Annotated in this window: 13 protein-coding genes; 6 read left to right on the forward strand and 7 right to left on the reverse strand. The window is 41.8% G+C overall.

What is annotated here, in order from left to right:
• Together ACO6S0_RS06895 and ACO6S0_RS06900 are read left to right on the forward strand one after the other, a co-directional pair.
• The gene (locus ACO6S0_RS06895) at positions 1 to 777 is read left to right on the forward strand and encodes a polysaccharide biosynthesis/export family protein (RefSeq protein ID WP_422351257.1); all 777 of its coding nucleotides are present in this window, start codon (positions 1 to 3) and stop codon (positions 775 to 777) included.
• 11 nt (positions 778 to 788) lie between these two features.
• On the forward strand, positions 789 to 3,182 hold the full coding sequence (locus tag ACO6S0_RS06900) for a GumC family protein (RefSeq protein WP_422351258.1): 2,394 nt from the start codon (positions 789 to 791) through the stop codon (positions 3,180 to 3,182).
• On the opposite strand, the gene ACO6S0_RS06905 is transcribed toward ACO6S0_RS06900, so the two are convergent.
• On the reverse strand, positions 3,183 to 3,923 hold the full coding sequence (locus ACO6S0_RS06905) for a tyrosine-protein phosphatase (RefSeq protein ID WP_422351259.1): 741 nt from the start codon (positions 3,921 to 3,923) through the stop codon (positions 3,183 to 3,185).
• Positions 3,924 to 3,973: 50 nt separating this feature from the next.
• Positions 3,974 to 5,344, reverse strand: coding sequence for a tRNA uridine-5-carboxymethylaminomethyl(34) synthesis GTPase MnmE (gene mnmE / locus ACO6S0_RS06910; protein ID WP_422351260.1), 1,371 nt, complete (start codon positions 5,342 to 5,344; stop codon positions 3,974 to 3,976).
• Positions 5,345 to 5,430: 86 nt separating this feature from the next.
• Between mnmE and ACO6S0_RS06915 the strand changes: the two genes are divergently transcribed.
• Complete coding sequence (locus ACO6S0_RS06915) at positions 5,431 to 5,790, forward strand: DUF4870 domain-containing protein (RefSeq protein ID WP_420399361.1); 360 nt, start codon at positions 5,431 to 5,433, stop codon at positions 5,788 to 5,790.
• A gap of 48 nt (positions 5,791 to 5,838) precedes the next feature.
• On the opposite strand, the gene dnaN is transcribed toward ACO6S0_RS06915, so the two are convergent.
• The 5 genes from dnaN to ACO6S0_RS06940 all read right to left on the reverse strand — a co-directional run bounded on the left by dnaN (position 5,839) and on the right by ACO6S0_RS06940 (position 10,695).
• Positions 5,839 to 6,957 (reverse strand): DNA polymerase III subunit beta, encoded by a 1,119-nt coding sequence (gene dnaN, locus ACO6S0_RS06920; RefSeq protein WP_420399362.1) that lies wholly within the window; start codon positions 6,955 to 6,957, stop codon positions 5,839 to 5,841.
• Positions 6,958 to 7,075: 118 nt separating this feature from the next.
• A complete protein-coding gene (gene gldG, locus ACO6S0_RS06925; RefSeq protein ID WP_422351261.1) occupies positions 7,076 to 8,743 on the reverse strand; it encodes a gliding motility-associated ABC transporter substrate-binding protein GldG in 1,668 nt (555 codons plus the stop codon).
• The gene (gene gldF, locus ACO6S0_RS06930) at positions 8,740 to 9,471 is read right to left on the reverse strand and encodes a gliding motility-associated ABC transporter permease subunit GldF (RefSeq protein WP_422351262.1); all 732 of its coding nucleotides are present in this window, start codon (positions 9,469 to 9,471) and stop codon (positions 8,740 to 8,742) included. Before gldF ends, gldG begins: the two co-directional genes overlap by 4 nt.
• Positions 9,472 to 9,567: 96 nt before the next feature.
• Positions 9,568 to 9,864: a putative quinol monooxygenase gene (locus ACO6S0_RS06935; RefSeq protein WP_422351263.1), complete on the reverse strand. Its 297-nt coding sequence runs from the start codon at positions 9,862 to 9,864 to the stop codon at positions 9,568 to 9,570.
• Positions 9,865 to 10,695, reverse strand: coding sequence for an SAM hydrolase/SAM-dependent halogenase family protein (locus tag ACO6S0_RS06940; RefSeq protein WP_422351264.1), 831 nt, complete (start codon positions 10,693 to 10,695; stop codon positions 9,865 to 9,867). It abuts the gene before it with no gap.
• 123 nt (positions 10,696 to 10,818) lie between these two features.
• On the opposite strand from ACO6S0_RS06940, the gene ACO6S0_RS06945 reads away from it, so the two are divergent.
• The 3 genes from ACO6S0_RS06945 (at position 10,819) to ACO6S0_RS06955 (ending at position 13,084) form a co-directional block, all read left to right on the forward strand.
• Positions 10,819 to 11,772, forward strand: coding sequence for a PhoH family protein (locus ACO6S0_RS06945; protein ID WP_420399367.1), 954 nt, complete (start codon positions 10,819 to 10,821; stop codon positions 11,770 to 11,772).
• A gap of 6 nt (positions 11,773 to 11,778) precedes the next feature.
• Entirely contained in the window at positions 11,779 to 12,735 is a 957-nt protein-coding gene (locus ACO6S0_RS06950; protein WP_422351265.1) for a phosphoribosylaminoimidazolesuccinocarboxamide synthase, read from the forward strand.
• Positions 12,736 to 12,829: 94 nt separating this feature from the next.
• Positions 12,830 to 13,084 carry a DUF4212 domain-containing protein gene (locus tag ACO6S0_RS06955; RefSeq protein WP_422351266.1) on the forward strand — a complete coding sequence of 85 codons (255 nt, stop codon included), beginning with the start codon at positions 12,830 to 12,832 and terminating at the stop codon, positions 13,082 to 13,084.
• Positions 13,085 to 13,086: the final 2 nt, after the last annotated feature.

Raw genomic sequence — 13,086 nt, forward strand, 5'->3', positions numbered from 1 at the left:
ATGTTTAGATTTAACAGCCGCCCGATCAAAAGTTATAGCTTTTGTTTATTGTTTCTAGTCCTCGCTTCATGTGCCTCAAGAAAAGATGTAGTCTACTTTCAGGATACAGGGGACTTCGAGACTTTGGTCAATAACAATACTTCCGTATCCAAATTTAAAGTGGATGACTTGGTTTCCATTCACGTATCTTCCTTAAACCCTGAAGCCAGTGCACCTTTCAATCTGTTCAGGGGAGCTTCGGAAAGTGGGTTTAGGCCGGAACAGGTAGACTATTTGGTGGATCAAGATGGAGAAATTGATTTTCCCGTTATAGGCAAGCTAAAAATCGAGGGCTTGTCCCCAGAAGAATTAAGGGCTGTTTTACGTGATCGATTATCAGATTATCTGAAAGACCCTATTATTAACATAAGACTCCGCAACTTTACCATTACGGTACTTGGAGCGGTAAACAGGCCGGGTACATACCCAGTAAATGGAGAGCAAATAACCATTTTGGAAGCACTTGGTCTTGCTGGAGATTTAACTATACGAGGTGTTAGGGAAAACGTTTTGGTGGTCAGGGATTTTAATGGGACAAAGGTATATACCCGTATAAATTTGACCTCTAAGGAAATGATAAAGTCCCCCGTTTATTATTTAACCCAAAATGATGTGGTATATGTGGAGCCCAACAAATCTGGTATTCAGGAAACTTCATTGGATGAAAGGGCATCTATCTATGTCTCTATTATCTCGTTGGTGATTACTTCCACAGTATTGATGATTACAAGAAGTTAAATTGGATTTTAATGAAAACTGAAAATTCGGAAGCTCTCCATAGTAACGAGACTACCAGCGACCTACTTAAGCCAATTTTAAAGAATTGGAAATGGTTTGTTGCATCCATTTTTGTAGCTATTCTACTTGCATTTTTATATATCCGCTATGCTGTGCCGGAATATGGCATACATGCAAAAATCAAGATTCTGGAGGATCAAAACTCGACTTCGGAGCTGGGAGCGTTCAGCGACCTTGGAGTTTTGGGTGGTGGTCGAAACAATGTACAGGACGAAATCGAATCCCTTAATTCCAGGATGAATTTGATGAAGGTGGTCGAGGAGTTGGGACTGAACACAAAGGTTATTGCTCTCGGTAGCATTAAAAACACCGTTTTGTATGACGACCAACCCTTTAACGTAAATTTCTTGGCCCCCGATTCCATAGTACAAAAAACGGAACACGAATTTTTTGTGACCTTGGACTCCCAAACCTCGTTTGATTTTGCCAACGAGGAGGATGCTCCTTTTACCAAAGAATCCTTTGGAACACCAATTGCCTCTTCTTTGGGAGATTTGATCATAACTCCAAAGAGTACTTTGGATATTGAGAAGCTAAAGGGGAAAAAATATAAGGTCAAAGTAAGTCCTATTGCAAATGTGGCGGAATATTATCAGAGGAATATTCTGATTACGGTTACCGACATGCTTTCCAATATTATTTCGATCAACCTGAATGATGCGGTACAAAAAAGAGGCAAGGATGTTATAAATACCCTGATTTCCATCTACAACCAAAATGCGGTTGATGACAAAAAGGCAATCGCTGATCGAACCTCTGATTTTATCAACGACCGAATAGCCGATATTTATGGGGATTTATCCAATGTGGACCAAAGTGCTGAGGATTTTAAATCCGGGAGGGGAATTACCGACATAGGTGCACAAACCAATGTAAACCTGAACATCGGTGCAACCAACCAACAAGAACTTCAAAACGCCTCCGTCCAATTGGATATAGCATCTAGTATGAAAGACCTCGTGGACGGACAGGATGGCTACGAGTTACTTCCTACCAACGTAGGACTTAACGACGAAACCATTGCGGGTACAACGGCTCGATATAATGAACTGGCTTTAGAGCGTAAACGACTCCTGGAAAGTTCCAATGAAAAAAACCCAATTATTGTAAACTTGGATAGGCAACTGGATGGTTTAAAGCGAAGCATGAAGTCCAGTTTAAATAGTGTGGAAAACAACCTGACACTTCAGGTAAATAGTCTTAGCAGTCAATTGTCAAGAATAAACTCACGTATCTATTCCGCGCCTAAAAATGAAAGGGCGCTCCGCGATATTACACGTCAACAACAAACCACGGAGTCTTTGTACCTGTATTTGTTGCAAAAACGGGAAGAATCTCAGATTACCTTTGCTTCTGCCTCCCCAAAATCGAAAATTATTGATTCCGCTTATCTGATGAGCAAAGACCCAGTTTCTCCAAAGAAACCGGTGATCTATTTGGCTTCATTCATTCTGGGTCTCTTGGTTCCTTTTGGTTTTTTCTATCTGAAGGATATGATGGACAATAAGGTGCACAATAAGATTGAGCTGGAAAAGGCAATTTTCAACAAGGCACCTGTTATTGCAGAATTACCTAAAATTGGCAAAAAGGCAAGCAAATTGATCAATGGAATGGATCGCTCCGTCTTGGGTGAATCCCTCCGTATATTGAGAACCAACCTGAACTATGTTCTTAAAAATAAGAATGGTCAGGAACGAGGCCACATGATTTTGGTTACCTCCAGTGTTCCAGGGGAGGGGAAAACTTTTATCTCTTCCAATTTGGCAATGGTATTTGCCAGCACAAAAAAGAGAGTGCTTTTGGTGGGAGCGGATATCAGAAACCCTAAACTGAAAAACTTCTATTCCGATTTAGGACTAAGGATGAACGGGGAATTGGGTGCCAATGGAAAATCCAAAAAGGGTTTAACAGAATTTCTGCACGATGACAATCTTCAGTTCAAGGATACAATTACCCCTGCTGTCATCAATGACAACAAGGTGGATATTGTGTTTTCCGGAAAGATTCCGCCAAATCCGGCTGAGTTGCTCATGAGTGGTAGACTAAAGGAATTTATGGATCAGGCCATTGAAAAATATGACTACGTGGTTGTGGATTCTGCCCCAATGCTTGTGGTTACGGACACCTTGTTGATCAGCGATTTTGCTCATCAGATTTTATATGTTACCAAAGCTGGTGTCACCGACCGTAAAGTATTGGAGTACCCTATTAAACTTGTGGATGAGAAAAAGGTCAAGAACCTGTCCTTTGTGGTAAATGGCGTTAAGGAAACCAATTTGGGGTATGGCCGAAACTATGGTTACGGTTATGGAAGAACCGTCAAGAAATGGTGGAACTTTAATTGATCAATAAAAAGTTTGAATCGTATTTTCGATAACAGGTAGGATTTTACCCAGCACTTTTTGGGATACATTGATTTCCTTTAAGGCAGTAATATGTCTTATATGATGGGCATCTGAAGCACAGTAGTCGTAAAGCTCGTCTTCCAACAGTTTAAGGGCTATCCTTTGTATTTCGGAACCGTAGTATCCAGAAACCGAGAGTAAGTTTAGCTGCAACTGAACCCCATTTGATTTAAGCTCCGAGTAAATTTGGGGTTGTTGATGGAAGTAGCTGTATCGCTCTGGATGCGCCAAAATGGGAAAGTATTTCTGCTCAAAGATTTTTTTGACAGCGTTGTCAAAGCCAAAGGCGGGCTGTAAATACGACATTTCTACTAGAAGATGCTCGGTTTTTAGTGGTACAACCCCATTGTTTTCCAACAAAGGCTCAAATTCGTCATCGATCATATGTTCCGCGGCATAATCAATTTTGACGTTTTGAAGGTCATGTTTCTCCAATTCACTTTGAAGTAGCTCAAACGAAGTTTTAATGGAGTCGGGAGTATTGGGATAGTAGTGATTCATGATATGCGGTGTAAACACAAAATTGGTCACTCCATAAGCCGCAAATGCGCTGATGAGTGATAAGGATTCATCCACCGTTTTTGCACCATCATCAATACCCGGTAGAATATGGTTGTGAATATCTACCAGCCCATGAAGATAATCAGCTAAAAAAACTTTTCTATTAAAAAAGTTGAACATGCATAAAATTTGGAATCCAAAGATAATGGATATCTGGACTACACAAAGATCTATTTTCCGATGCAGAAATTGGAAAAGATGTTACCCAAGAGATCATCGGTAGTGACGCTTCCTGTTATTTCGCCTAAATGATAGAGCGCTTGCCTAATGTCTATGGCCATGAGATCACTGGAGAGCCCCATGTCCATACCTTCTTTCACCTTTTGAATTTCCTCCAGGGCTTTTAGTAGGGCATCATAATGTCTGCTATTGGAAACAATAGTTGCATCCCCACTCAATGCCCCCGACACAACAAGTGACGACAGTTTTTGCTCCAACTCGGGAACCCCTGTCCTATCCTTGGCAGACAGGAACAACAAATCCGAAACGGAACGCTGTATTTGATCTTGTTCAGCTTGGGCCAATAAATCCACCTTATTGCATATGGGAAGTACCTCCTTATTGGGGTATTTGTTTTTAAGATCTTCCAACTCCTCTACGTCAAAATCCAGACCGTCGAAAAGGAACAAGATCAACTTGGCGTTTTCAATTTTGTCGAAAGTCTTTTCAATCCCAATCTTCTCTACCATATCCTGCGTTTCCCTGATTCCTGCAGTGTCAATAAACCGGAAATTGATTCCTCCCAGATTAATTTGGTCCTCAACTGTGTCACGGGTGGTTCCGGGAATATTGCTCACTATAGCTCTTTCCTCATTCAATAGGGCGTTGAGCAATGTAGATTTACCTACATTGGGTTTGCCAACAATGGCTATGGGAATCCCATTTTTAATGACGTTGCCAATGGCAAAGGAATCAATGAGTTTTTTTAGAACCTCACTTATTCGGTTGAGCAGCGCATTGAATTGGGTACGATCGGCAAACTCCACATCTTCTTGTGAAAAATCCAATTCCAGTTCAATCAAGGAGGCGAAGTTTAGAAGTTCCTCCCGTAATTTTTGAATTTCATTGCTGAACCCACCCCGCATTTGCTGGACAGCTATTTCATGCGAAGCCTCACTATCACTTGCAATCAAATCCGCAACTGCTTCGGCTTGGCTCAGGTCCATTTTACCATTTAAAAAGGCACGCAAGGTAAATTCGCCAGCAGTGGCCATGCGGCATCCCGTTCTCAGAAACAATTGAAGCAACTGTTGCTGAATATATGGAGATCCATGACAGGAAATTTCCACTACATTTTCACCCGTATAGGAATTTGGGCCCTTAAATATGGATATCAGTACTTTATCCAGTACTTTTTCCTGATGTACTATATGACCCAAATGGATCGTGTGACTCTTTTGCTTGGTGAGGTCTTTGGGTTTTATGGGTTCAAAATGTTCGGAAACCAAGGCAATGGCTTCAGGCCCGGAAATTCGGATAATAGCAATGGCTCCAGTACCTGGAGGCGTGGCCATGGCAACAATGTTATCGGAATATGACATGTGCGCAAAAGTACGAAATACCCAATAGGTGTAACATTTGGGCGCAAATCACCACTAATAAGGTACATCATTAAAATCAATCAAAAATGGAAGTCATTAATCAAAATGTATTAAGAAAGGACAACACGCTGTTGTCCGTAGCTCACCTAACCCAGTTGCTGCACTATGTTACCGGGTTTGGAGGATTTATTGTCCCTCTTGTTATTTGGCTGTCTTCAAGGAAGACCGTTGAGGGGATGAACGAACATGGAAAGGCCATCATTAACCTACAACTAAGTCTATTACTGTACATTATTGTCAGTATTCCGGCCATCCTTTTGGTAGGTTTGGGATTGGTAGGCCTTCTTGGTGTTGCCATACTGGGTTTTGTATTGCCCATAGTCAATGCAATAAAAGCGTCCAATGGGGAACCGCCATCTTACTTTTTAACAATTCCCTTTGTATAAAAAAGGCTGGAATTCAATTCCAGCCTTACTCTTCTATAAGTTGATTTCCTAGCTGTTGAGCATCACCGGCATCACCAGCATGGTGACGTGTTCTCCCTCATCCAATCCATCGATGGGAGTCAAGATACCCGCTCTGTTGGGCAAACTCATTTCCAAAGAAACATCTTCAGAGTTTAGATTGTTCAGCATTTCGAGCAAGAATCTGGAATTGAAACCAATTTGCATGTCATCCCCTTGATAGGAGCAGGATAAACGCTCTTCTGCCTTGTTGCTGTAGTCCACATCTTCTGCGGAAATATTTAATTCTGCACCTGCAATTTTCAAACGAATTTGATGTGTGGTCTTATTGGAGAAAATGGAAACCCTTCGAACCGAACTAAGAAACTGATTTCTTGAAATGGACAGTTTGTTGGGATTTTCCTTGGGAATTACCGCTTCATAATTGGGATACTTACCGTCAATGAGCCTACAAATCAATTCAGAGTTGTCAAATATGAACTTGGCATTACTGTCATTGTACTCTATGGTTACCTCGGATTCAGAGCCCGCCAAAATTCCTTTTAAAAGATTCAAAGGTTTTTTGGGCATGATGAACTCTGCAACTTGGGAAGCTGTTACATCCTGACGCTGGTACTTGACCAATTTATGAGCATCAGTAGCCACAAAAGTTAGATTTTCTGTGGAAAACTGAAAGAACACCCCGCTCATCACCGGTCTTAGGTCATCATTGCCTGCGGCAAAAATGGTTTTATTGATTGCGGTGGCCAGAATATCCCCCAAAAGTGTTGTGGTACTAGGGTTGGAAACTTCCACGGCTTTCGGAAACTCAGCTCCATCAGCATAGGCCAAGGCATACTTACCATGATTGGAACTGATTTCAACCGTATTGTTGTCCTCGACCACAAAGGTGAGGGGCTGCTCTGGAAAAGTCTTTAAGGTATCCAAAAGCAAACGTGCCGGAACCGCTATGGCTCCTTCTGCATCTGAATCCACTTCAAGTACAGAACTCATGGTGGTCTCCAAATCGGATGCCGATACGGTCAACTTGTTCTGTTTTAAGTCAAAAAGAAAGTTGTCCAAAATGGGCAAAGTGTTGCTGTTGTTGATGACACCACCCAAGACTTGCAATTGTTTTAATAAATATGTGCTGGATACAATAAACTTCATTCAAGAAATTCTTTAAACATGGTTTCCTGTTGGATTTGTTAAGTCAAACAGGCTTTTAAAATGGATAAAAACAAATATATCTTAAAAGGACATAGCAAAGAAACAAACTTATCAACAGCTAAACGGCAAATTTCCGCTTTCTGTAGAGTCCAAATAGGATTCCGAATACCAAGGTTAAAAGTACTGGGATTGCTATGTTTACGACCTGCCATTTGCTTTTTTGTGTTGCAATTTTCTCAACATCCAAAAGAGGAATGGAAACCCTTCTATTTCGAATGTTTATAAGTCCAGTATCGTCCAAAAGAAAATTAATGCAATTCACCAAAAATTCCTTGTTCCCATAGGAGCTATTGGTCCATTTATCATAACCCAATTCCAGCGGAACACCATTTCGAAGTTGGTTTTTGATGAGATCTCCATCAGAAATTACAATCATCTTGTTGGATGGCCCCTCTTCAATGGTGTTTTCCAATTCCACCGGCTTGATTCGGTTTTTGAACATGGAAACAAAGTCACCTTCAACAAGGACAGCCAAAGGTTGATTACCATTGGTGTATGACTCCCGATTAGGAGGTTGATTCAAAATGTCCAAACCAATGGGTTTAGGGGTTCCTTCTGTCTTGGACAAGGGAGAACTACGGAGCAATACGGCATGATCATAGTCGTTTTCCAATACTTCCATGGCGTTGGCAAATTGATAGCGGACAGCTTCGATATTGGTGTTGATAGGGTGGTTGTTCTGTGAAAATACCATAGGGTTGTAATACCAAGGTACAGGATTGTATTGGGAATCATTTCCATCTCCCGAAGCCAAAACAATCTGGGTGAAATACATATCGTTCACCAAAACGGGATTGATACGCACCCCAAATTTGAAGAAAAAGTCCTTCATGTTAAGCTCCCTGGGCAAGGCAATGGCATTACCACCTCCCGCAAAAATGCTGTCCAGTTCCATGGCCACTTGATCTATCAACCAGATAGATTTACCACCGTTCACCACAAACTGGTCCAGGACATATTTTTCTTCGTCCGTAAAAGCCTCCGTGGGTTTGGCTATTAAGGCCAGATCAAAACCCTTGAGTTGATCCAAAACCGATTGCGGGTTGGTAGCTACAGAATCCAGGGTAATTGCACCAATATTGTAGTAGTCCCGGATGGTAGTCAGGTAATCCGCAATATGGAGGTCGTCCAATTCCCCATTTCCTTTGATCACGGCCACTCGTTTTTTTTCAGATATACTCAGTTTGGTAAAGGCATCTGCAAAAGCATATTCCAACTGCTGAACAGAATTGTTGATGCGATCTTCCATGGTAGATCCCAATTTGTTCTTGAGCAAGGGTACTTTTACGGTCTGGTTTTGATAGTTGACCATGGCCCATGGAAAGACCAATTCCTGGGATACCTTTCCGTTTTCTTCCACGGTAACCCGGGCAGGTTCCAACCCGATACGTTGTAAATCGGAAATGGTCTGCTGGGTGTTGGTCTCGTCCTCTAAGGGATCTACCAGATTAAACTGTATGTTTTTGTTTTTAGAGGTGTAAGACTCCAACAACTGAATGGTCTCAACTTTTAATTTTGAAAATTCCGGAGGAATATTCCCATCCAAAAGAACATCCACCACTATTGGGGAATCAAATTTTTGGGCCACGGCAATAGCTGGTTTGGAAAGTGTGAACCGTTGGTCCTCAGTAAGATCAAAACGGACGTAAAAAAAACTTCCAATCAAATTAAGGATGACAACCACCGCCAAGGCCTTTCCCACTGAAATCAAAAACTTTCCACTCATTTGGCCAATTGTTTAAGACGTTGATGGGTTAGGAATAGAAATAGGAGGGTTATGGAAATAAAGTATACCAAATCCCTGGTATCCAATACCCCTTTGGAAATTCTGTTGAAATGAGCGTTGCCTCCAACACCTTGGACCCATTGTTGTGTTTCACCTGCGGAAAAAAGGGAGGACATCGCATCAAACCCATTAAAAAGGAAAAAGCACAGGACAATTCCCAGGATAAAAGCAATAATCTGACTCTCCGACAGGGTTGAGGTAAAAACGCCTATTGCGGTAAAAGCAGCAATCAAAAAGAGCAGTCCGAAGTAAGACCCCAAAACCACCCCAAAATCAAAATTACCTTCAATAATGCCCAGTTTAGAAATGGCGAAAACATAAACCAGTGTAGGTAAAATGGCTATAACGCAAAGGAAAAAAGCACCCCAAAACTTGCCCAGTACCAACTTCCAAATGGAAATAGGTTTGATAAGAAGAAGCTCCAACGTACCCGCCTTACGCTCTTCCGAGAAGCTCTTCATGGTTACGGCCGGAACCAAAAAAGTGAAAATCCAGGGTGCCAGCAGAAAGAAGTTGCCCAAATCGGCAAAACCATAATCAAAGATGTTGTACGCTCCTTTAAATACCCATAAGAAAAGCCCATTGAGCAATAAAAAGAGCCCAACGATCAAATAACCGATGGGGGAGGTAAAAAATGACTGGACTTCTCTTTTAAAAATGGCAAACATGCTGTTCAATTATCAATTAACAGTTGTCAATGTGCAATGGTTCTGCTACTGCAAGGTAATTTGACCTAGTTGGCTTTCTATTTCACTTTGCATTTTTCATTTTCCATTATCAATTTTTTCAACGCTCCACGCTTCCGGTTTGCTTGCAAACAGCAACTTTGTCTTTCCCCAAACCTCCTTGAAAAAATCCGATTCACGGTAATTTTCCAAATCAGACTCTTTGTTCCAATGACTGTAGGTGAAAAATACACATGGATTTTTGATGTCCTGATAGCCTTCAACCTTTAGACAACCTTCAAATTCCAGGATTTTGGATTGGGAGGCTTCAAAAATTCGCTCAAAACTAGGAATATTTTCGGGTTTAAAAGTGAGTTTTACAATGCGTACCAACATTTATAAAAAATTTATGGTTACGGTATCCCTATAGCCCAGACCAAGCAGACTAGAGGCACCACCAACCGTTTTCAAATCACTTTTATAAATGGCAAGCTCTACATACCCTGCTGAATTGAACAGGGCCAGCGCATCCCCCGGGCCCTTGCGCTGCCCACGATCCAACTGAAAATTGATAATACCGTTATAACTGTTGTGAATGGTCTTGATTTTATTTGTACGTGCAATCACTTCAAAATCGCGCCCATTCCTGTACGCCTCAAAGAGGCTTCGTTGGATATTGGTGATTACATTGCCGTAATTATCAATGTAAATAACATTGCCAACAATGCTTTTTCCTTCGTTGGTGATGCGGGGTTCAAACTCCCGTAGCTCCTTCAACGCCGAAAACGGCTTACCAATGACCTCCAATTTCCCACCCCTTGCAATATGACAGGCCACTTCCACAAAAACATTCAAGACCGGGAAGGAACTGGGGTTGAGATTCGGAATATCAATCTCCATGACCTTTTCAGGACTGGATTCTGACGTTATCAAGGAAATAACCCCGTTGTTGGCACTGATGATATATTGGTCCTCTACCTGAACCACTATGTGCTGGTTTTCCGGCGAAAGTTCGGAATCGACTCCCACAATATGAACCGTTCCCGGAGGGAAGGAACGATAGGCGTTTTTAAGGATATAGGCACATTCCTGGATATTGAACGGGCTTATGGCATGCGAAATATCAACAACATTAACATCCGGAAGGTTGTTGAGGATAGTCCCTTTTATGGCACCTACAAAGTGGTCTTTATATCCAAAATCTGTAGTTAAGGTTATGATTGCCATGCAATACTGTTGATATGTTTTTCGGTGCTCAAATTGATTTTTGGTTAAGTTTGTGGAGTAAAATTAACTAAAAAAGAAAGAATAAAATTTCTTCAAAAATAACCTTTAAACAGCCCACTTTTTTTGAACGAACTTATTATTGAACTGACGGAGATTAGCCCACAAGACTTTTTTGGGCAGAGGAATGAGAATATTGAACTGCTGAAGAAATATTTCCCAAAACTAAAGATTGTTGCGCGCGGAAGTAAAATAAAGGTATATGGCGATGAAGAACTCTTGGAAGAGTTTGACAAGCGCTTTGATATGCTGACCAACCACTTTGCCAAATACAACAAGCTGGATGAAAACATGATTGAGCGGGTGCTCACCAGTAATGGCCAAGAAGAACTTTCATCATCCAAAAGTAGTGGGGAAGTTTTGGTACATGGGGTAAGCGGTAGATTGATCAAGGCACAGACCGTGAACCAAAGAAAATTGGTGGATGCCTGTAAAAAGGATGACATGGTCTTTGCCATTGGTCCAGCTGGAACAGGTAAAACCTATACTGGGGTGGCATTGGCCGTAAAGGCCTTGAAGGAAAAACAAGTCCGAAGAATAATTCTCACCAGGCCTGCCGTGGAAGCAGGGGAGAACCTTGGATTTTTACCCGGCGACCTCAAAGAGAAGCTAGACCCCTACATGCAACCACTCTACGATGCACTTAGGGACATGATAGCCCCTGAAAAATTGGAAAAGTATATTGAGGACGGTACCATCCAAATAGCCCCTATGGCCTTTATGCGGGGGAGAACTTTGGACAATGCCTTTGTTATCTTGGATGAGGCCCAGAATACTACGCATGCCCAAATGAAAATGTTCCTGACCCGTATGGGTAAAAATGCCAAGTTCTTGTTGACTGGCGATCCTGGCCAGATAGACCTTCCACGAAGAGTGATATCAGGGCTCAAGGAAGCGCTCTTGATTCTTAAGAATGTGGAAGGAATCAGTATCATTTATCTGGACGATAAGGATGTTATCCGTCATAAACTGGTAAAAAAGGTCATTGACGCCTACAAGAATATTGAGCATCAAAATTAACCGCACATGTCCAATACCATAATGGAGACCAACTTCAGGTTTCCAAAACAAAAAAGCATTTACAAAGGAAAGGTTAGGGAAGTATACACTTTGGAAAACGATATTTTGGTGATGATTGCTACCGATCGCCTGTCCGCCTTTGATGTGGTAATGCCCAAAGGAATTCCCTACAAAGGTCAAATCCTGAACCAGATTGCCACCAAAATGATGAAAGCCACGGAGGATATTGTTCCCAATTGGCTAATGGCTACTCCAGACCCCAACGTGGCTGTGGGCAAGGCTTGCGAGCCTTTTAAGGTTGAAATGGTCATAAGGGGCTACCTGTCCGGCCATGCGGCCAGGGAATATAAGGCAGGTAAAAGGCTGTTGTGCGGGGTGCCTATGCCCGAGGGGATGAAGGAAAATGACAAATTTCCCGAACCCATAATCACTCCGGCTACCAAAGCGGAGCAAGGAGATCATGATGAGGATATTTCACGGAAGGAAATTTTGGAAAGAGGCATTGTTTCCCAAGAAGATTACGAGGTCTTGGAACAATATACCAAGGCTCTTTTCCAAAGAGGTACTGAGTTGGCTGCTGAGCGTGGACTGATTTTGGTGGATACCAAGTACGAATTCGGAAAAACCAAAGAAGGTCAAATTGTATTGATCGACGAGATCCATACCCCAGACTCTTCCCGCTATTTTTATGCGGAAGGGTATGAGGAACGCCAAGCCAAAGGAGAAGCACAAAAACAGTTATCCAAGGAATTTGTGCGCCAATGGCTGATCAGCAATGGTTTCCAAGGATTGGAAGGGCAAACCCTGCCAGAAATGAGTGATGCGTACATTGATTCTGTTTCGGAACGGTACATTGAACTGTATGAAAGCATTACCGGTGAAACTTTTGAAAGGGCGGATGTGACCAACATACAGGAGCGCATTGGTGGCAACGTATCAGACTTTTTGGGTCAGCATTCCTAGTTATCAAAATTTGATGGCTTTTTGTGAATATCTGTGAATAAAAGCAGGTAGTTTTTTGAGATTTCCTATATTTCAACAATAAACCAACCTGTTAATGGAAACATCACTTCGCAAAAAGTACTGGAAGGAAAATCTTCGGTACCTAACAATCCTTTTATTTATTTGGTTTCTGGTCTCCTACGGATTTGGGATTCTCCTAGTGGATGAATTGAACACAATTCGCCTGGGAGGATTCAAACTGGGATTCTGGTTTGCCCAGCAAGGTTCCATTTTCGTATTTGTGGTACTCATTTTTGTATATGTCCGCCTGATGAACAAGTTGGACAAAAAATATGGGGTAAACGAATAGGC

The organism is Flagellimonas sp., from assembly GCF_965233845.1.
Lineage (GTDB): Bacteria > Bacteroidota > Bacteroidia > Flavobacteriales > Flavobacteriaceae > Flagellimonas.